This is a genomic window from Cellulosimicrobium sp. GQ32 (genome assembly GCF_059758455.1).
In genome coordinates this window covers 213177-233208 of the sequence record NZ_JCAXEP010000005.1, presented here as the reverse complement: position 1 = coordinate 233208, position 20032 = coordinate 213177, and the positions used below count along the sequence as shown (strand labels likewise).

Here is a 20032-nt window from a genome sequence, read left to right as displayed (position 1 = left end):
CCCTCACCCTGCACTGCGCTCCAGGTCAGCGCTCGACCTCACCGGCGATGAAGGCCTCCAGCTGCGCACGGCCCTTCGTGTCCTCCATCTGGACCGGCGGGGACTTCATGAAGTAGGTCGAGGCCGAGAGGATCGGGCCGCCGACGCCGCGGTCCTTGGCGATCTTCGCGGCGCGCACGGCGTCGATGATGATGCCGGCGGAGTTGGGGGAGTCCCAGACCTCGAGCTTGTACTCCAGGTTCAGCGGGACCTCGCCGAACGCACGGCCCTCGAGGCGCACGTACGCCCACTTGCGGTCGTCGAGCCACGCGACGTAGTCCGACGGGCCGATGTGGACGTTGCGGTCCTCCTTCTTGCCGCCGAGGGGACCCTCGAGGTTCGAGGTCACGGCCTGCGTCTTGGAGATCTTCTTGGACTCCAGGCGCTCGCGCTCGAGCATGTTCTTGAAGTCCATGTTGCCGCCGACGTTGAGCTGGTAGGTGCGGTCCAGCACGACGCCGCGGTCCTCGAAGAGCTTGGCGAGCACGCGGTGCGTGATCGTCGCGCCGACCTGAGACTTGATGTCGTCGCCGACGATCGGGACGCCGGCCTCCTCGAACTTCGCGGCCCACTCCGGGTCGGACGCGATGAAGACCGGCAGGGCGTTGACGAACGCCACGCCCGCGTCGATCGCGGCCTGCGCGTAGAACTTCGCGGCCTGCTCCGAGCCGACCGGGAGGTAGCAGACGAGCACGTCGACCTGGGCCTCGCGCAGCGCGGCGACGACGTCGACCGGCTCCGCGTCCGACTCCTCGATCGTCTGCGCGTAGTACTTGCCGATGCCGTCGAGGGTCGGGCCGCGCTGGACGGTCACGCCGAGCGGCGGGACGTCCGCGATCTTGATCGTGTTGTTCTCCGAGGCGTTGATGGCCTCCGAGAGGTCGAACCCGACCTTCTTCGCGTCGACGTCGAACGCCGCCACGAACTCCAGGCTCGACACGTGGTAGTCGCCGAACTGCACGTGCATGAGGCCCGGGACGGTGCTGCTCGGGTCGGCGTCACGGTAGAAGTGCACGCCCTGGACGAGGGACGATGCGCAGTTGCCTACGCCGACGATGGCGACGCGGATGGAGGTCATCCTCGCTCCTTGGTGTTCGTTGTTCCAGGGTCCTCGGGACGCCTCGCGCCGTCGGGCTCCTGCTCGGATGGTTCCGCAGGATGCGGGGTGCTGCTGGTCCGCGCACGGGTGCTCCGGGAGTGCCCGGAGCTCCGGTCGCGTTCGGTGGTGATGAGACCGTCGAGCCAGCGCACCTCGCGCTCGACCTGCTCGAGTCCGTGACGTTGCAGCTCGAGCGTGTACTCGTCGAGCCGCTCGCGGGTGCGAGCCGCGGACTCCCTGACCGCCTCCAGCCTCTCCGTGAGCCGGGTGCGCCGGCCCTCGAGGATGCGGATGCGGGTCTCGGCGTCGGTCTGCGCGAAGAACGCGAACCGGACGTCGAAGCTCTCGTCCTCCCACGCGGCCGGCCCCGACGAGGCCAGCACGCTCTGGAGGTGCTCCTTGCCCTCGGCCGTCAGCTCGTAGACGATGCGCGCGCGCTTGCCCGAGAGGGCGGGCGCGAGCGTCGACTGCGCCGCGGACTGCTCGGTGCCGGTGATGAGCCCGCGGGCCACCAGCGACTTGAGGGCGGGGTACAGCGAGCCGTAGGACAGCACGCGGAAGGACCCGAGCATGAGGTTGAGCCGCTTGCGCAGCTCGTACCCGTGCAGGGGCGACTCCTTGAGGAGGCCGAGGATCGCGGTCTCGAGCACAGGCGTCTTGCTGCGCACGATCCCACCTCCTGACGCTCGCTCGGCGTGCCCCGGCGGGACCGCTGTGAGACTCGATGTATCGAGTCGATACATCGACAGGTTAGGTCGTCTCGATGCGTCGTGCAATCTTCGGGGAGTGTCGCGCATCGCGCCACAGATGTGAAGGACCCGCGGAGGCGGCGGGACGCCGCGGCGAATCAATGGCGCACGATCGCGCTGTCCGTGCCGCGGACCCTTGTCCCGACAGGGCGACGCCCTATTGTTCAGGGTGGTCCGGCGTGTGCCGACCCCGTGCCCGACGACGTCCCGCGCCCGAGGCGGGGACGCGGCGTCGGGCAGGCGGTCCGCTCGCGGCGGGCCACGAGCAGGTCCGCGGACGACGTGGGACCGGCTTCCCGTTGCCCCCCAGAGGAAGGTAGACCGTGGCGCGATCCACGAGGACGAACGGACGGACGACCCCGCGCGGGCGCCGTCGGTTCTTCAACTACCCGCGCTCGCACGTCAAGAGCTTCCGCCGCTGGCTGCCGTCCTGGCGCGTCGTCGTCGGGACCATGCTGACCGGGGTCGCGCTCGTCGCGGGCGTGCTCGTCGCCGCGTGGGTCACGACCGACGTCCCGACGAAGCTGCCGAGCGTGGGTGCCCAGACCTCGACGGTCTACTGGGGCGACGGGACGACCGAGATGGGGAAGTACGCCTCGGAGGACCGCACCCTCGTCGACTACGAGACGCTGCCCGACTACGTGGGCAACGCCGTCGTGGCCTCGGAGGACAGCACCTTCTGGACGAACTCGGGCGTGGACTTCCGTGGCATCGCGCGTGCCTTCTACAACAACCTCAAGGGCGGCGGCCGCCAGGGCGCCTCGACGCTGACGCAGCAGTACGTCGAGCGGTACTACACGGACACGGTCACGGACTACGCGGGCAAGGCCCGCGAGGCGATCCTCGCGCTGAAGATCACGCAGCAGCAGAAGAAGGAAGTCATCCTCGGCAACTACCTCAACACGATCTACTTCGGTCGCGGCGCGTACGGGATCCAGGCGGCCGCGCAGAAGTACTACGGCGTGAACGCGGCCGACCTCACGGTGTCGCAGGCCGCCATGATCTCGGGCATCATCCCCAACCCGACCAACTGGGACCCGGCGAACAACCCGGAGCAGGCCGAGCACCGCTGGAAGCGGTCCCTCGACAACATGCTCAAGGACGGGCACATCGACAAGGCCCAGTACGACGAGGCGATCGGGGCCGGTTTCCCGGCGGCGATCGAGTACGTGAAGTCGGACAAGTACGCCGGGCCGACCGGGTACCTGCTCGCCATGGTCGAGAAGGAACTCGCGAGCGAGGGCATCGACATCTCCGAGGCCGACCTGACGAGCAAGGGCTACCAGATCACCACGACGATCGACCCGGCGATGCAGAAGGCCGCGGTCGACACCATCGACACGCTGCCTCAGGAGAGCCGCGGCGACGACAACCCCGTCTCCCCGAACCTCCGCGCGGCGCTCGTGTCCATCGACCCGAACGACGGCTCCATCCGCGCGCTGTACGGCGGTGCCGACTTCCTCCAGAACCAGTACAACAACGCCACGCTCGGCGCCGCCCAGGGCGGGTCGACGTTCAAGCCGTTCACGCTCGTCGCGGCGCTGGAGAACGAGCACACGCTGGACGAGCGCTACGACGGCAACAGCCCCAAGACGTTCCCGGGCGCCAACGACGGCAGCGACTGGAAGGTGCGGAACTTCGGCGACGCGTCGTACGGCAACATCGACCTGGTCAAGGCCACGGCGAACTCCGTGAACACCGTCTATGCCGAGCTCAACATCGAGACCGGGCCGGAGAAGACGGCCGAGGTGGCGCACCGCCTGGGCATCTCCGAGAAGACCGAGGTGCTGGGAAACGCGGCGAACGTGCTCGGGACCGCGACGGTCACGCCGCTCGAGCTCACCAACGCCTATGCGACGATCGCGGCCGGTGGGCAGAAGGCGACGCCGCACATCGTCGCGAAGGTCGTCGACGCGCGCGGGAACGTCAAGTACGAGGCGCCGGGCGCCGACAAGCGCACCGCCGAGTTCGACACCGAGACGATGGCGGCGACGCAGTACGCGCTGTCCCAGGTCGTCGAGCAGGGCTCCGGGGAGCCGGCCAAGGCGCTCGGTCGTCCCGCCGCCGGGAAGACCGGGACGTCGAACGAGAACAAGTCGGCGTGGTTCGCGGGGTTCACCCCCGGCCTCGCCACGGTCGTCGGGCTCTACCAGTCCGGCGAGAACAACGAGCAGGAGCAGATCACGCCGTTCGGGCGCTGGGCCGACATGCGCAACCCCGAGATCACGGGTGGTTCGTGGCCGGTCGAGGCGTGGACGACGTACATGCAGGCCGCGACGGCCGACCTGCCGGTCGGCGAGTTCCTGCCGTACACGCCGCCCAAGCCGAAGCCGACGGAGACGCCCACCGAGACGCCGACGGAAGAGCCCACCGAAGAGGCGCCGGCGACGGAGGAGCCCGAGGAGCCGCAGCAGCCGGAGAACGTCACGGTGCCCTCCGACCTCCAGGGAAGGACCGTCGACGACGCCAAGGCAGCCCTCCGGGCGCTCGGCCTCAAGTGGGCGGTCACCGAGGAGTTCTCGAACGAGCCCCGCGGCATCGTCATCAAGGCCGGCTCCGCCGGTGCCGAGGTCCCGCCGGGCTCGACGATCGCGCTCGTGGTCTCGAAGGGCGTCGACCCCGGGCAGCAGCCGACGGAGGAGCCGACCGAGGAACCGACCGAGACGCCTGACCCCGGCGACGGGGGCGGGGGCCCGGGTGGCGGGCCCGGGGGCGGCGGCGGGAACGGTAGCAACCCCTGACCTCGGCCGTTCCGCAGATTTCCAGGGGCCCGCGCCGAGCGGGTACCCTGGGGAGCTGCCGTCCGCTCGTCGGACGGCAGCAGCACGAATGCATGAACCCTCCTGTCACGGAGAGACCGTGACCGCGAAGACCAGAGGAGGTGGGTTATCCGCATGCGTCAGTACGAACTGATGATCATCCTCGACCCCGAGATCGAGGAGCGCACCGTCGCCCCGTCGCTCGACAAGTACCTGTCGGTCATCAAGACCGACGGCGGCTCCGTCGACAAGGTGGACATCTGGGGTCGTCGCCGCCTGGCGTACGACATCAAGAAGAAGTCCGAGGGCATCTACGCGGTCGTCGACTTCACGTCGACCTCCGATACCGCCAAGGAGCTGGACCGTCAGCTCGGCCTCAACGAGGTCGTCCTGCGGACCAAGATCCTGCGCACGGACGCTCGCTGATCCTCCCCGCGTCCCCCGTTCGACCGTCCCGCACCGGGATGCTGCACGCCGTAGCGCGTGTGGGCGCCGCGTGATGGGATGAGCGACGCGAGACCCGTTACGAGCACGAACGCGACGATGCTGACGACACACGAAGGAGCTGGCCATGGCAGGTGACACCGTCATCACGGTGATCGGGAACCTCACGGGAGACCCGGAGCTGCGTTTCACCCCCTCGGGTGCGGCGGTGGCCAACTTCACGGTGGCGTCGACGCCGCGGACCTTCGACCGCCAGTCGAACGAGTGGAAGGACGGGGACACCCTGTTCATGCGCTGCTCGATCTGGCGCGAGGCCGCGGAGAACGTCGCGGAGTCGCTGACGAAGGGCATGCGCGTCATCGTGCAGGGCCGCCTCGTCCAGCGCTCGTACGAGACTCGCGAGGGGGAGAAGCGCACCGTCGTCGAGCTGCAGGTGGACGAGATCGGTCCCTCCCTGCGCTACGCCTCCGCGAAGGTCACCCGCGCCCAGCGCTCGGGTGGCGGTGGCGGCGGCTTCGGCGGCGGTGGCGGCTACGGAGGTGGCGCCAACTCCGGCGGTGCCTCCGGCGGCGGATTCAGCTCCGGCGGCGGTCAGCAGCAGAGCGACGACCCGTGGGCCTCGGCCGGCCCCGCGTCGTCCGGCGGTTCGTTTTCCGACGAGCCCCCGTTCTGATCGCCCGCCACTCCCAGAACACACACCCGTCCCCGTGGGTGCCGCACCGCTCGTCGGCGCGGACCGCGCGCGGGGATCGCACCTTGTAGAGGAGCAACACCATGGCGAAGCCTGTGGTGCGCAAGCCCAAGAAGAAGTCCAACCCGCTGAAGTCGGCCAAGATCGAGTCGGTCGACTACAAGGACACCGCGCTGCTGCGCAAGTTCATCTCCGACCGCGGCAAGATCCGCGCGCGTCGCGTGACCGGCGTCTCCGTCCAGGAGCAGCGCCAGATCGCCCGTGCGGTGAAGAACGCGCGCGAGATGGCGCTGCTGCCGTACACGTCGACGGCTCGCTGAGCGGGAAGGGAGAGAACTCATGGCCAAGCTGATCCTGACCCACGAGGTCACCGGTCTCGGTGAGCCCGGCGACGTCGTCGAGGTGAAGGACGGGTACGCCCGTAACTTCCTCGTCCCGCGCAAGCTCGCCACGCCGTGGTCCAAGGGCGCCGAGTCGCAGGTGACTGCGATCCGCAAGGCGCGCAAGGCCCGCGAGATCGCGTCGCTCGACGACGCGAAGGCGATCCGCGACTCGCTGCAGTCGAAGCCGGTCGTCGTCGAGGCGAAGGCCGGCGCTGCCGGTCGCCTCTTCGGTGCCGTGACGACGGCGGACATCGCGTCCGCCGTGACCGCCGCGGGCGCGTCGGTCGACAAGCGCAAGATCGAGATCGGCCAGCCGATCAAGGCGACGGGGGACTACACGGTCTCCGTCCGCCTCCACCCGGAGGTCTCCGCGACCCTCGCGGTGAAGGTCGTCGCTGCCTGATCTGCTGCTGAGCAGTCCTCGAAGGCCCGGTCCCCTCCTCGGAGGGGCCGGGCCTTCGTCGCGCCCGGCCGGCGCCTCAGGCGGTGCCGGTGACCATCCAGGCGCTCCCGCGCGCGCGGAGCCCGGTGGTGAGGGCGCGTGCCGCCATGAAGACCCCCGCGAAGGCGAGCCAGAGCCACGCGAGGCCTGCTGCGCCGTCGGGCGCCCAGTGTCGGACGGCGAGCGCGAACGGCACGTAGACCACGAGCGTGAGCATCCCCGCCCAGGCGAGGAAGCGGCCGTCCCCGGCGCCGATGAGGACGCCGTCGAGGACGAACACCCACCCCGCCATGGGCATCAGGAGCCCGCACACCGCCATGCCGACCGCCACCGCGGTGCGGACGTCGGGGTCGGACGTGAAGAGCAGCGCGAACCACCAGCCGCCCGCGGCCATGACGAGCCCGATCACCGCGCCCGCCGCGACGCCCCATCGGAGCGTGCGCCGCAGGACGGCGCGGACGCGTGGGACGTCGTCGGCCCCGAGCCCGTAGCCGACGAGCGCCTGCGCGGCGATGGCGAGCGCGTCGAGCGCGAACGCGGCGAGCCCCCAGACGGAGTTCACGACCTGGTACCCCGCGAGCGTGACCTCGCCGAGCCCGGTCGCGACGAAGACCGTGAGGAGGATCGCGAGCCGCAACGAGAGGGTGCGGACGAAGAGCGGGGCGCCCGCGCGCGCGTTCGACCAGATGCCGCCCGCGGCGGGGCGCAGCGACGCGCCGTGGCGGCGCGCACCGCGCACGACCACGACGACGAGCACCCCGCCCATGGTGAGCTGCGCGACGGCAGTGCCGATGCCCGACCCGGCGATCCCGAGGCCCACCCCGTAGACGAGGACGACGTTGAGGACGGCGTTGAACGTCGCGCCGCCCGCCGCGACCCACAGGGGCGTCCTCGTGTCCTGCATGCCGCGCAGGACGCCTGTGGAGGCGAGGACGAGGAGCATCCCGGGGAGGCCGAGGGCGGACCAGCGCAGGTAGACGACCGCGTGCTCGGCGACCTCGCCGGTCCCGCCCATCGCGCCGACGGCCCAGGGAGCGGTCGCCCACAGCGCGGCGGCGAGCAGGACGCCGAGCCCGACGGCGAGCCACAGGCCGTCGACGCCCGACTGGAGCGCCTCGCGCGCGTGCCCGGCACCGATGCGGCGGGCGACGGCCGCCGTGGTCGCGTAGGCGAGGAAGACGCACAGCCCGACGAGCGTGACCAGGAGCGTCGAGGCGAGGGAGAGCCCGGCGAGCTGGGCGGTGCCGAGGTGACCGACGACCGCGCTGTCCACGAGGACGAAGAGCGGCTCCGCGACGAGCGCGCCGAGAGCGGGGACGGCGAGCGCGAGGATCTCGCGGTCGAGCCGGGAGCGGGTGCGGCGGCCTGTGGACGACGACGCGGGGTCGGGTGGCGTCCGGGTGTCGCCGGAGTGGCCGGGCGGTGTCCGGCGTGTCGTCGGCGTGTCGTCGGACTTTCTTTCTTCCACACCCCTGAGGGTAGTGACGAGGCAGGTCAGGGGCCGCTCGCGCCGATGTACACAGGGAGATCGTGAGGTTGTCCACACCGTTTTCCACCGGGTGTGCACAGCGACGGGGACTGTGTCCACAGGTTCGGGGGTCCCTGTCCACCGGGCGTGCACAGGGCCGTTTGCGGGGCGTGGAACAGCGATCTAGTGTCGCGGGGTCGTGCTTGTCGGAGGCGGGAGGCGCGGCCACCGGGACAGTCGTGTGGGTGGCCCGCTGTAGAACACGTGTACGACGAAGGTTTGTCCCGGACGCGCGGTCCCTCGGTGGGTCGTGACGGGCTCGGGGGAGCGAGGGGCGCATGTCGATCGAGGAGCTCGAGGAGAGCTACGGGGGACCGGGGCCGTCAGGTTTCGACCGGACGCCACCCCAGGACGTCGCGGCGGAGATGAGCGTGCTCGGCGGCATGCTGCTGTCCAAGGACGCCATCGCCGACGTCATCGAGCAGATCCGTGGCTCCGACTTCTACCGGCCCGCGCACGAGGTCGTCTACGAGTCGATCATCGACCTCTACGGCCGTGGCGAGCCCGCCGACGCCATCACCGTCGTCGCGGAGCTGACCAAGCGCGGCGAGCTCCAGCGCATCGGTGGCGCCCCGTACATCCACGACCTCATGGCCGGCGTCCCGACCGCCGCGAACGCCGGGTACTACGCGCGCATCGTGCGCGAGCGCGCCGTCCTGCGCCGCCTCGTCGAGGCCGGCACGCGCATCGTGCAGCTCGGCTACGCGACCGACGGCGGCGACGTCGACGAGATCGTCAACAACGCCCAGGCCGAGGTCTACGCCGTCACCGAGCGTCGGACCACCGAGGACTACCTCCCGCTCTCGGAGATCCTCGGCCCGACGTTCGACGAGATCGAGGCCGCCCAGGGCCGCGGCGAGGGCATGACCGGCGTCCCGACCGGCTACTCCGACTTCGACCGGCTCACCAACGGCCTGCACCCCGGCCAGATGATCGTCGTCGCGGCGCGACCGGCCATCGGCAAATCCGTTTTAGGAATCAATGTTGCGACGCACGCCGCGGTGCACCACCAGATGTCGTCCGTCATCTTCTCCCTGGAGATGAGCCGCAACGAGATCACGATGCGTCTGCTCGCCGCCGAGGCACGGGTGCCGCTGACGCGGATGCGGTCCGGGAAGATGGACGAGCAGGACTGGCAGAAGCTCGCGTCGACCATGGGCAAGGTCGCCGAGGCGCCGCTGTTCATCGACGACTCGCCCAACATGTCGCTCATGGAGATCCGGGCGAAGTGCCGCCGCCTCAAGCAGCGGCACGACCTCAAGCTCGTCGTGATCGACTACCTCCAGCTCATGAGCTCCGGAAAGCGCGTCGAGTCGCGCCAGCAGGAGGTCTCGGAGTTCTCGCGTGCGCTCAAGCTCCTCGCGAAGGAGCTCGAGGTCCCGGTCATCGCGATCTCGCAGCTGAACCGTGGTCCGGAGCAGCGCGGGGACAAGAAACCACAGATGAGCGATCTTCGTGAAAGTGGATCTATTGAACAAGATGCTGACGTTGTGATTCTTTTGCATCGCGAGGACGCGTACGAAAAAGAATCACCGCGGGCGGGCGAGGCCGACCTCATTGTTGCGAAGCACAGAAATGGTCCGACCGACACCATCACCGTAGCGTTCCAAGGTCATTATCAGCGGTTCGCCGACATGCAGATGTAGCGAGTATTTTGCAGAGTCCTCCGCACATGCTGCATGGGGAGTGTGGTGCCTGAGCAACCACAGGCGTACGCGCGACGTGTGCGGTGGCGGCGGCGTCTGGCGGTGCGGCTGCAGTCATCACGTGAAAGCGACGCGCACGCCGGTCAGTCACTCGTGCTGACGGCGATGTCGTGCAGGACGAAGGTGGCAAACCCTAGTTCGCGTCGTGCGCCGCTCAGCCAGGCGTCGCGATTCTCACGTGCAGCGGCAAGTGCCTGGTCGCGATCCTCGGTCGTCGGGGCCTCCCGCACGGCCCAGTCGACGAGCGACCCGGTCCAGCTGAAGTGGTAGTCGTCCCACTCGGCCAACGTGCTGACGTGACCGTACGACGGCTCGAACCCGTGCTCGTGGACGGCTCGCACGAAGCCGACGAGGTCGGGATAGGCGTCGGCGGAGACCTCGAGCGCTGCCAGGGCAGGAGCCGACGGGGTGCCCTCCCAGATGCTGTCACCGATCAGCGCTTGGCCACCGGGGCGCAGGCGCCGCCGGACAGCGGCCAGCATGTCCTCCAGCCTGCCGAAGGCGTGGCTTGCACCGATGCACAGCACCACGTCGAAGACCCCGTCGTCCCAGGTGGCGGCATCCGTCTCGATCCAGCGCACCCGGTCGCTCAGTTTCCGCTCCTCGGCACGCCGGGCGGCAGAGGCCGGGAGCATGTGGTCGATCCCCACGCCGGTGATTCCGGGGTGGGCGAGCAGCAGCTCCTGCAGCCACTCGCCCTCGCCGCACCCGAGGTCAACGGCGCGGGCGCCCTCGCTCGGGCTCAGCCAGCCGACCAGTTCGCGTAGCCGCTCGGGCGCCACCGGCGCCCCGATCGGATGGCGCAGGTGGGCGATGTCGAAGATCTTGGAGCGTTCCATCTCGGCGACGCTACAGGCCACCGCCTACCCGCCGACGCCGTCCGGCGAGCCATCACCCTTTGGCTCACGCGGCGACGGGACACGCCCTCTTCCGCCGCTGTGGGGCGGCTGAGGGCAATCAACCCTGCGCGACCCGACCGACACGCCCGAGGTCGTGCTCGGTACAGCGGCGGGTCCGCGCCATCTGCGCTGCACGTCGACAGGTGCCCGATTTCGAGATGCGGGTTACCTTGCCCGATCTTCCTTCCAGTCAACCCTGCAAGAGGTCGACTGCTCGGGGATGTGCTGCCTCTTCTGGTCGGCAGTGGACCATGAATGGCCTCGTACCCCGGCCACCGCTCGCTGTCGAGACGCAGGTCGTTCGGCCGGTCCTCTTCCTCGTCAACCCACGACCGAGACACCAGCTCACCTGGCTCTTCGTCGGTGGTCCAGCCGGGTGGCGGGCCGGTGCCCGACCGTTGAGCCACGAGACCCGGCCGAGACGCGTCAGCGCTGCACCGCCGAAGAGGCCTACCTCCGGCAGGTCACCACCGTGGCACGGCACATGACGACCATGACGCGCTGGCTCGCCGTCGCCTTGGCGGAATCTCGCCCGGACGTCATGAAGTGCCGTGAGCCGTGTCCTGACAGATGTGACACGTACGGAGACGGGCGACCTCGCAGTGGCCTTGCCGCTGCCAGGACGAACCTTGCGACAGGCCGTGGACCGGTACACCCGGGTGGCGCGCGCACGCCATGACGGCCGAGACGAGGAGCTCTCTCGCGGGGTGATGGGGGTGGTGCGGCTGATGGAGGCGGCGCTGGCGTCGTCGGGCTCGCCGGAGGAGCTCAGGGACGAGCTCCTCAAGGTCTTCATCCTCGCCCTCGCCGAGTCGGACGGCCACTCCGGTCGATGGTGGACGGGAGCCAGGCTGGTGATCGGTGACATCGAGCTCGCCCTGCTCGGCTGGGGAGGGCCCGTGCCGAGCCCCTTCGCTGCGATGGCCTTCGAGGCGGCGGCGCACACCCTGACCACCCCGACCCACCCGGCTCAGCTCGCCTGAGCCCGTCCCCGTAGCTGGAGATCCCACCATGAAGTCCCTGCGTCGCGTCGCTCCGTTCTCGCCACGCGTCGGTGTCCCGGTCGCGATCGTCATCGGTGCTGCCCTCGGAGTCCTGGCATCGGTCCTGCTCCGGTAGTCGAACCCTCGGGTCTTCCGCACCGCGTTCGACGGCGTGACTCGACCGGCCCCGCTGCAGAGCCTCGCCCGCGCGAGACGCCGGCGCGCGGGCGAGGCCGTCCTGAGGCTCGGCAGGCGTTGCGCACGCCGAGCGAGGTCACCGGGGACGAGCGGAGGAGGCTGCCGACGGTCGTGCGCCTCGCATCTCGAGGTGGAGGGCCGGCAGTCTCCCCGTGGGTCTCAGAGCGCCGGTACTGACGTGCCGGTGTCGTCCGTGCCGTCCCCCGGGTTGCCGACCGACTGAGGGCGTCCCTCAGCGACGACGAAGTCGACGGTGCGAGCCGCGCCGACACGGCCGGTCGCGGGGTCGACGTAGCGCAGGGAGAGTGTGTGAGTACCCGGGGTGAGGCCCGCGACCTGACGCAGCAGGGAGGAATCCCCGAGCTCGTGGAGGTTGCCGGTGGGCACGCCGTCGACGAGAGCCTCGACCACGGTCCCTGCGCGACCGGCGAAGACGACGGTGGGCACGGCGACATCGTCGTGCAGCTCCACGACGTCGGGCGCCTCGAGGAGGAAGGGACCGATCAGCTCGCTCGGGTCCGAGGTCAGGCCGTCGACGCTCTGTCGCGCGGACACGTAGAGGGAGGCGGCAGGGATCTCGGCGAGCTGAGCGGTGACGGTCCACGTGCCGTTCTCGCTCACGACGGTCTCTCCCAGGGCGATGCCGTCGGACGAGCTCACGGTCACCAGCGCACCCGGCACGCCCGTGCCATGCAGCTGCGGGAGGTAGATCGCGCCGTCCCGGAAGCCGAGCATGCCGGGAGCCGCCGGAGGCTGCGGAGCCCGAGGAGGATCCGTCGGCATCGGCTCGACCGGACCGCGAGGAGTCGCGTCCGTGGGCTCGACGGGTACCGGCGGGGTTGCGCCGGTCGGCGCAGCCGTGTCGCCGGGGTCGGGGGTGTCGGCGGGCTCGTCGTCACCCACCGCCGGGGGAGTGCCCGTCGAGGGGGGCACCGCCGACGGCGAGGACGCGTCGTCCTGCGCGACCGTCGACGGCTCGACAGGGGTGACCGCCGGCTGACGCACTCGCGGGACCTCGGCCTCCTCGGACCGTGCCGGCGCCGGCATGGCGGCCGTACCCGTGACGTACTCCGGAGCGGCGTGGGCGACGGGTTCTGGTGCCGTCGGGGTCTCCGGGGGCGGAGAGTTGAGCGCGGCGACCGTGACCCCGACGACGACCGAGACGGTCGCGAGCACTGCCGTGAGACTGGTAAGGCTCGCGAGACCGAGGGCCGGTGGCGTCGCGGCGAGCGTCGCACCCGACGCGGCGCCCACGGCTGGGGCGGAACCCGCGTGAGCGGCGGAAGCGGCGTGAACGGCGACCCCGGCGTCAGGCAGCGCATCGAGCGCGAGGATGCCGGCTCCCGCGACGAGCGGGAGGATCACGATCTTGAAGTTCCCGGCGATGTCGTCCAGTTCCTCGAGGAGGATCGCGCACCGCAGGCACGCGGTCAGGTGCTCCTCGAGGACGTCCCGATCACGCCGGGCGAGCGAGCCGCGCTTGTAGGGGCTGAGCCGCTCGACGGACCACTTGCACGTGTCGGAGACACCCCCGGAGTTCACGTGCGCCCGGAGCCACGCGATCCTGAGCCCCTCGCGGGCCCGGTAGGCGAGCGCTGCCGCAGCGTTCGGGCTCAGGCCCAGGAACGTGCCGGCCTCGCGGGCCGGGATGCCCTCGACCTCCGTATACCACAGGATGGAGCGCCACTCGCTGCGCAGGCTCGCGTACGCCCGGCCGGTGATCGTCCGCTCCAGAGCGGAGTCCTCGAAGATCGCCTCGGGGTCCATCTGGTCGGCGAGGTCCTCGAGCGGTGCCGCCTCGCTGTCGTCCCGCGTCCAGTTCATGGAGATGCGGCGGATCGCCGAGTACAGGTAAGGGCGGAACGCGTCCGTCGGGCCATGGCCGCGACGGATCGCGGCGAGCACGCGAGTGAACGCCTCCTGGACGAGGTCCTCGGGGTCGAACCTCCGGGTGATCTGGCGCGCGGCGCGGAGCCCGGCGTCGCCGTGACGAGTCCAGAGCGCCCCGAAGGCGTCGGTGCTCCCGGCGCGAACCTGGTTGATCAGCTCCAGGTCCGACACGGGCGCGGCGGTCGACGCCCATTCAGCGATGGTGGCGGCAGACACCGTTCGAGCTCCCTTCCTCGTCCAGTCGGGGCGCGACGCGCCGACGTACTCCCTGGACACGGGATGGCATGTGAGATGACGAGGGCCTTCGACGGGCCTCTGGAGCGTGGTCGTCGGACCACGCGACGGCTCCTCGTGATGCCGGGCGGGAGGCCGGGCGAGAGGGCGAACGCCTACGACGGTAGAAGGCAGACACGCCCCTGATGAGGGGACCCCCTACTTCTTGGGGCGGGCGAATCCGGTCGTCGGCACCCCCGTCAGGGCGGCGCCGACGGGAGCGGCACACGGGGTCGGTGGGGAGGGCGCGGACCTGCTCGACACCACGAGAACGGCGCCAGGTCGCGGTTCTTCCCCAGGCGTCACCGGGCGAGCCCGTCTCACGGGACGGCGTGCGCGGGGGTGTCGGCTCCGCGTGTGTCGTGCGCCACGTCGACGGCGATCTCCGAGGCGGCGTCACAGTCGCGACCGGCCGGTGTCCGGACCCTCGGAAGGTGCTCCACGTCGCCTTCTACCGACACACAGCAAGGAGACTCCACATGAAGAACGCCCGAGCACCCTGGCGACGGAACGGGTGGATCACCCGTTCCGTCGCGGGGCTTGCGGCCGCGATGGCGATCGGCACGTCCGTCGTCGCCGTGGCCGGCCCGGCGAACGCCGCTGCCGGTGCCTTCCCCGCCGACCCGCCGCTCGTCTTCGTGGCGCAGGACAACCCGACGGGGCTGTACACGGCCGTCCAGGGTGCCGGCGCCGTCGAGTTCCGGCATGAGGGGGGCGTCTCGCCGTACGGGTACAACGCCATCGGGTACCGCGAGAGCGACGGCTACGTCTACGGCATGCGGCGCTCGACGGCGACGGCGGAGAAGGACCAGCTCGTCCGCGTCGGACAGGGCGGCGAGGTGACGGTCCTCGGTGCCGTCTCCGGCCTGTACCCGCTGGCTGACGGGACGCTCGAGTACTGGAACCAGGGCACCGTCGGTGACGGCCAGTTCGCCGACACGCTCTTCGTCCGCGCCTGGGTGCGCGTCGAGGAGCAGCCGACCCACCCGGTGATGAAGCAGCTCTACGCGATCGACATCGACACCCGCACCGCCCGCGTGATCGAGCTCGACAAGCAGGTCCCCGACCTGTCCGACATCGTGTTCAAGGACGGTTTCATCTGGGGGCAGAGGGGCTACGAGACGAGCAGCGCGTTCTACCGCATCGACCCGGTCAGCGGTCACGTCGACGTGTTCGACGTGACCCAGGCTCTCGGCCTGCTCGACGCGACGGGTGGCCAGTGGGTCTACGGCAACGGGAACATCGGCCTCTCCCGCAACATGGACGGCAGGGTCTTCCAGGTCGCGATCGACGGCCCTGCGTCGGCGAACCCGACCTTCCGCCTGATCAGCGAGCAGGCCGGTCCGGCCAGCGGGAACAACGACGCCGCGGCGATGCCCGGGCAGCCCGTGGACCTCGGGATCGTCAAGAGCGCGCCGGCCACCTTCACCAGCGGCGACCCGGTGACGTTCACCCTCACCGTCACGAACCACGGGCCGGGGACGTCCAGCGGCTTCGTGGTCCGTGACGCGCTGCCGGCGCAGCTGTCGAACGTCACCTCGGTCACCCCGGGCTGCACCGTGAGCGGCAACGTCCTCACGTGCACGGGCGGTGTGCTCGCCTCGGGGCAGAACGCCGTCATCCAGGTGACCGGCACCACCACCGCGGACTTCGACGGCTGCATCGACAACACGGGCACCGTCCTCGGCAACGAGGAGGACCCGACCTCCGCGAACAACTCCTCGACCGTGAGGACCTGCGGTGAGCCGGTGCCGGTCAACCCGACGACGGACCTGGAGCTGGTCAAGTCCGCGCCCGCGACGATGGCCACCGGGGACACGCTCACGTACACGTTCACCGTGACGAACAAGGGCGACAGCGACTCGACCGGCTACACCGTCACCGACAACCTGCCCGCGGAGCTGACCGACGTCACGGCCGTGAGCCCGGAGTGCACCATCGACGGTGGCAGCGTCACCTGCGTGGGTGGGGCGCTCGCCGTCGGGCAGTCCCGCGAGTTCTCGATCACCGCGAAGGTGCCCGCCGACTTCGTCGGCTGCGTCGAGAACACCGCGTCGGTCGTCGGGAACGAGGCCGACCCGAACGCGATCAACGACACGTCGAGCGTCAACACCTGTGTCGAGGCGCCGGTGTGCCCGCCCGACGCGCTGAGCGCCGTCGACGACCAGGCGGTCGCGAAGCGTGGGGAGACGGTCGACATCGACGTCCTGGCGAACGACAAGAAGCCTGACAACGCGTCGCCGCACATCATCGCGGGCCCGGAGCACGGGTGGGTCCGCATCAACGCGGACGGGACGGTCACCTACCTGGCGGACGCCGACTACACCGGCACCGACACGTTCGAGTACACGATCCACGTCGACGGCTGCGAGTCGACGACGGCGATCGTGACGATCGGCATCACGGACGACGAGATCCCGCCGATCCCGGTCGCGGACCCGGCCGCGCTCGCCTCGGTCGGCCTCCTCGGGCTGGCCGGCCTCGGCCTCGGCGTCCACCGGCGCCGTCGCCAGGCGATCGCCGCCTGATCTGACCACGTGCCCTCGACGGCCCGTTCGCTCGGGCCGTCGAGGGCAGGTGGCGGCTCCCCGGACCCGTCACCACCCCTGTCTTCACCAGCGTCACGAGAGGTACCCATGTACAAGCCCGTCGGAGGGGGCGTCGTCGGAGCGGCGACGGTCTCCACGCTCGCGGTCACCGGTTTCAGCTCCTTCGTCTACGTCGCCGTCGCCGTCGGAGCGGTCGTCGCCGGCGTCCTGCTGCTCCGCACGGCACGACTCCGCGACGTGCGGCGCTGAGCCGCGGCCCGGGAGATCCGTCCACCATGTTGTCGACCCTGACCTATGTTCACGTTCTGGCGTTCGTGCTGCTCGTCGCCTTCCTGACCTACGTCGTCGCGATCCTCGTGCCGTTCGTCCGTAGGTCTCGGACCGTGCCCGGCGACGCGTCGGCCTACGAGTGGCACTTCTTCGTCCCGTGCCTGAACGAGGAGCTGGTCATCGGCCAGACGCTCGACCGGTTCGTGCGCGACTTCCCCGACGCTCACGTGTGGATCGTGGACGACGACAGCGATGACGCGACGGCTGCGATCGTCGCCGCACGCGCGGCCCGCGACGGCCGGGTTCACCTGGTCTCGCGGAAGCGGCCCGACGCGCGGATGGGCAAGGGAGCAGCGCTCAACGCGGCCTACCGCGTGCTCGGGGAGCACCTCGCGGGCCGTGAGGTCGCGTCGGACCGGGTGATCGTCGGGGTCCTCGACGCGGACGGCGAGCTGGTGCCCGGCGCGCTGGAGCTCATGGCCGCCACGGACGTCTTCGGCGATGCGGCGGTAGGCGCGGCCCAGGCGTCGGTCGCCATGAACAACACCGGCATCGACCTGCACACGAGCGGCCCGGGCTGGGAGCGCTGGGCGAAGAACCTGTGGTCGCGGTGGCTGCTGCGCTGCCAGGACATCGAGTTCCGGACCACGATCGCCGCGATGCAGACCCTGCGGCTGCGGACCTCGTCGTCGGGGATGGGCGGCAACGGCCAGTTCACGCGGCTGTCGGCCCTGGACGCGATCGCTGCGACGTACGGCGAGCCCTGGCACGGTGCGCTGCTCGAGGACTACGAGCTCGGGATCCACGCGATCCTCGTCGGGTACGAGACGCGTTACGTGCACGACGCCGTGGTCCGGCAGGAGGCCCTGCCCTCGATGCGGGCCTACCTGCGCCAGCGCACGCGCTGGAGCCAGGGCGGCATGCAGTGCGCTCGATACATCCCCGAGATCTTCAGCTCGCGCAACTTCACGAACGCCGCGGCCCTGGAGAGCACGTACTTCCTGCTCATCCCGTGGACCGGTCTCGTCGGAGTGTTCCTGTGGCCCATCGTGGGCCTGAGCGTCGTGGCCGACGGCGCCGCGAACTTCGACTCGATCCTCGAGTGGGCGCGGTTCGTGTGGTGGCTCTGGCCCCTGACGATCCTGACCGGGATCCTCCCGTTCGTCATCTGGGCGTTCGTCTACCGCGTCACGGACGACCCCCAGGCCGGCCTGCTGCGGACCACGGCGCGTGGTCTCGGCTACTGGCTCTACACCTACGCCACCTACCCCGTCCTGCTCCGCGCTCTCGGGCGCGTCGTACGCGGCCGCTCGGGGTGGGAGAAGACCAACCGGGTGGGTGCGCAGGGCGCACCCGTCACCGCGCCGCCCGCCGCAGCCGCCCCTGTCGAGCATCGACAGCCCTCCCTGGAGATCGCAGCATGACCGACCACACCCTTCCCCCCGTCGCTTCCTACCGGGGCGCTCGTGCCCGGGTGACCGCTCCGCGCCTCGCACTGACGATCGCGCTGATCGCCGCGACCGTCTTCCTCCTGGGCGCCAACGAGACCGTGCGCACCGTGGAGGCACGGGTCGTCGCGTTCACGATCGGACTCGTCGTCCCCGGAACGTCCGACTCGGTCGCGGACGTGGTCGTCTTCGCCGCGGGAGGTCCGGGCGGGCTCGGCCTCCGGATCTCGTTCATGTGCTCGACCGTCGTGCTCCTCGCGCCGCTGCTCCTCACGGCGGCGGTCGTCGCTCCGTTCCAGCGCTTCTCGGCGCGGAACGTCGTGCGTGGGCTCGCGGTGTCGAGCCTGATCGCGGTGACCGCGAACCTCGTGCGCTTCGTCATGATCGCCTACGCCTACTACTCGTGGGGCGGTGACGGGTTCAACGTGACGCACCACCTGGTCGGCTCGCTCTTCGTCATCGCGTGCTTCGTGGCCGCCTTCGCCGTGCTCGTGCGGACGGTGGGCAGGCCGACACCATGAGAACGACGACGACCACGCGCCAGCGGTCGTCACGACGAGGTGAGCCCGTCGTCCGGACGGTGGACGACCACCTCGCCTGGCCCCTCCTCACGCTGCTCGCGCTGGTCGTGGTGATCATGGACGACGCCAGCGGCGGTGTCGACCGCGCGCTGTTCCCCGGCCTGGGTCCGGTGCCCTTCGCGCACGGGTCGACGGGCGCCGGCGTCCCCCTGTTCTTCGCGGCGTCAGCCGCGCTGATCTGCCGGGCGGTGCGCCGGCACGGTCGCGGCGGAGTGTTCCTGCGGTGGGTGACGCGCGTGATGCCGACGTACTGGGTGCTCGTCCTCGTGGTGCTCGTCGTCGCCGTCCTCCAGCCGCTCCCGGCGAGCGTGTCCGCGGAGCACCTCTCGGTCCCCGACGTCATCGACAACCTGATCCTGGTGCCGCGCCTCGTCGCGACGCCCTGGGTGGACGTGTCGTACTGGCTGCTCGGCGCCCAGCTCCTCGCCCTGATGGGTGCCGTGGTCCTGTGGCCCGCGGTGCGCAGCTCGCGGCACGCCCTCGACCTGCTGCTCGTCCTGCTGCTGATCACGCCCTGGGTCGCCGGGCGGACGGCCGGTGGGCCGGTCGCGTGGGACGAGCTCACCGGTCGCCTCTGGCTCGCCACGGGGGCCGAGCACCTGTACGGCTGGGTGATCGGCGTGGCGTTCTGGGCGTACGCGACGGGTGCCATGAGCCGTTCCCGGGCCGGGGTCTACCTGTGCGCGGCCGTCGCCGCCGCGGTGCTCGGGAGCGGGACCATCCGGACGGCGCTCGTGCTCGGGGCCGTCGTGATCGTCGTCGCCGCGTCGTTCGCGTTGCCGGACTCGCGCGCGCCGCACCCGGGGTTGCGCTTCGCCGCGAACCTCTCCCTACCGGTCTTCCTGACGCACAACGCCCTGTCGATCGCGCTCGCGCTCGCGCTGTCGTCGTCCGGTGCCCTGAACGGGTGGAGCGTGACCGCAGTCCTCGTCCTCGCCCCCTGGGCGCTCGGGACCGTGGTCTGGTTCGCGGTCCACCGGCCGCTCCTGCGAGGGCTCTCCCTCGAGGTCGATCTCTTCCCGGTGCCGTCCCGGCGGCGCTCGCGCGGACGACGTACCGCCCCGACGGCGCCGTCCCTCTCCTGAACTCCCGAAAGGCAAG

Annotated in this window: 17 protein-coding genes; 12 read left to right on the top strand and 5 right to left on the bottom strand. The window is 70.5% G+C overall.

All coding sequences use genetic code 11. From position 1 onward, the window contains the following. Window positions 1-25: 25 nt before the first annotated feature. Both AC6CH9_RS10680 and AC6CH9_RS10675 read right to left on the bottom strand, forming a co-directional pair. The gene (locus AC6CH9_RS10680) at window positions 26-1117 is read right to left on the bottom strand and encodes an inositol-3-phosphate synthase (protein WP_047230909.1); all 1092 of its coding nucleotides are present in this window, start codon (window positions 1115-1117) and stop codon (window positions 26-28) included. After that, window positions 1114-1806: a PadR family transcriptional regulator gene (locus AC6CH9_RS10675; RefSeq protein WP_498154861.1), complete on the bottom strand. Its 693-nt coding sequence runs from the start codon at window positions 1804-1806 to the stop codon at window positions 1114-1116. Before AC6CH9_RS10675 ends, AC6CH9_RS10680 begins: the two co-directional genes overlap by 4 nt. A 404-nt stretch (window positions 1807-2210) precedes the next feature. On the opposite strand from AC6CH9_RS10675, the gene AC6CH9_RS10670 reads away from it, so the two are divergent. From AC6CH9_RS10670 to rplI, 5 genes are all read left to right on the top strand, one after another. Beyond that, a complete protein-coding gene (locus tag AC6CH9_RS10670; RefSeq protein WP_498154860.1) occupies window positions 2211-4628 on the top strand; it encodes a transglycosylase domain-containing protein in 2418 nt (805 codons plus the stop codon). Between the two features lie 153 nt (window positions 4629-4781). Next, complete coding sequence (rpsF, locus tag AC6CH9_RS10665; RefSeq protein WP_172819989.1) at window positions 4782-5072, top strand: 30S ribosomal protein S6; 291 nt, start codon at window positions 4782-4784, stop codon at window positions 5070-5072. Window positions 5073-5217: 145 nt separating this feature from the next. Further along, the gene (locus tag AC6CH9_RS10660; RefSeq protein ID WP_047230913.1) at window positions 5218-5763 is read left to right on the top strand and encodes a single-stranded DNA-binding protein; all 546 of its coding nucleotides are present in this window, start codon (window positions 5218-5220) and stop codon (window positions 5761-5763) included. 101 nt (window positions 5764-5864) lie between these two features. Further along, the gene (rpsR, locus tag AC6CH9_RS10655) at window positions 5865-6101 is read left to right on the top strand and encodes a 30S ribosomal protein S18 (RefSeq protein ID WP_021481584.1); all 237 of its coding nucleotides are present in this window, start codon (window positions 5865-5867) and stop codon (window positions 6099-6101) included. Between the two features lie 19 nt (window positions 6102-6120). Then, window positions 6121-6567 carry a 50S ribosomal protein L9 gene (gene rplI, locus AC6CH9_RS10650; protein WP_047230914.1) on the top strand — a complete coding sequence of 149 codons (447 nt, stop codon included), beginning with the start codon at window positions 6121-6123 and terminating at the stop codon, window positions 6565-6567. A 76-nt stretch (window positions 6568-6643) separates the two neighbouring features. On the opposite strand, the gene AC6CH9_RS10645 is transcribed toward rplI, so the two are convergent. Then, window positions 6644-7939, bottom strand: coding sequence for an MATE family efflux transporter (locus tag AC6CH9_RS10645; RefSeq protein ID WP_498154947.1), 1296 nt, complete (start codon window positions 7937-7939; stop codon window positions 6644-6646). A 473-nt stretch (window positions 7940-8412) separates the two neighbouring features. Between AC6CH9_RS10645 and dnaB the strand changes: the two genes are divergently transcribed. Continuing rightward, the gene (dnaB, locus tag AC6CH9_RS10640) at window positions 8413-9780 is read left to right on the top strand and encodes a replicative DNA helicase (protein WP_313662838.1); all 1368 of its coding nucleotides are present in this window, start codon (window positions 8413-8415) and stop codon (window positions 9778-9780) included. 143 nt (window positions 9781-9923) lie between these two features. On the opposite strand, the gene AC6CH9_RS10635 is transcribed toward dnaB, so the two are convergent. Beyond that, window positions 9924-10679, bottom strand: a complete 756-nt coding sequence (locus tag AC6CH9_RS10635) for an SAM-dependent methyltransferase (RefSeq protein ID WP_498154859.1) — start codon at window positions 10677-10679, stop codon at window positions 9924-9926. 776 nt (window positions 10680-11455) lie between these two features. On the opposite strand from AC6CH9_RS10635, the gene AC6CH9_RS10630 reads away from it, so the two are divergent. Further along, window positions 11456-11722 (top strand): hypothetical protein, encoded by a 267-nt coding sequence (locus AC6CH9_RS10630; RefSeq protein ID WP_498154858.1) that lies wholly within the window; start codon window positions 11456-11458, stop codon window positions 11720-11722. Between the two features lie 357 nt (window positions 11723-12079). On the opposite strand, the gene AC6CH9_RS10625 is transcribed toward AC6CH9_RS10630, so the two are convergent. Beyond that, window positions 12080-14026, bottom strand: a complete 1947-nt coding sequence (locus AC6CH9_RS10625) for a sigma-70 family RNA polymerase sigma factor (protein ID WP_498154857.1) — start codon at window positions 14024-14026, stop codon at window positions 12080-12082. Window positions 14027-14562: 536 nt separating this feature from the next. Between AC6CH9_RS10625 and AC6CH9_RS10620 the strand changes: the two genes are divergently transcribed. From AC6CH9_RS10620 to AC6CH9_RS10600, 5 genes are all read left to right on the top strand, one after another. Further along, window positions 14563-16611 carry a DUF6923 family protein gene (locus AC6CH9_RS10620; RefSeq protein WP_498154856.1) on the top strand — a complete coding sequence of 683 codons (2049 nt, stop codon included), beginning with the start codon at window positions 14563-14565 and terminating at the stop codon, window positions 16609-16611. A gap of 108 nt (window positions 16612-16719) precedes the next feature. Then, window positions 16720-16881, top strand: coding sequence for a hypothetical protein (locus tag AC6CH9_RS10615; protein ID WP_498154855.1), 162 nt, complete (start codon window positions 16720-16722; stop codon window positions 16879-16881). A gap of 26 nt (window positions 16882-16907) precedes the next feature. Further along, entirely contained in the window at window positions 16908-18326 is a 1419-nt protein-coding gene (locus tag AC6CH9_RS10610; protein ID WP_498154854.1) for an XrtP-associated glycosyltransferase, read from the top strand. Next, window positions 18323-18871, top strand: coding sequence for an exosortase S (gene xrtS / locus AC6CH9_RS10605; protein ID WP_498154853.1), 549 nt, complete (start codon window positions 18323-18325; stop codon window positions 18869-18871). Before AC6CH9_RS10610 ends, xrtS begins: the two co-directional genes overlap by 4 nt. Further along, window positions 18868-20016, top strand: a complete 1149-nt coding sequence (locus AC6CH9_RS10600; RefSeq protein ID WP_498154852.1) for an acyltransferase family protein — start codon at window positions 18868-18870, stop codon at window positions 20014-20016. The genes xrtS and AC6CH9_RS10600 overlap by 4 nt, the downstream gene beginning before the upstream one ends. Window positions 20017-20032: the final 16 nt, after the last annotated feature.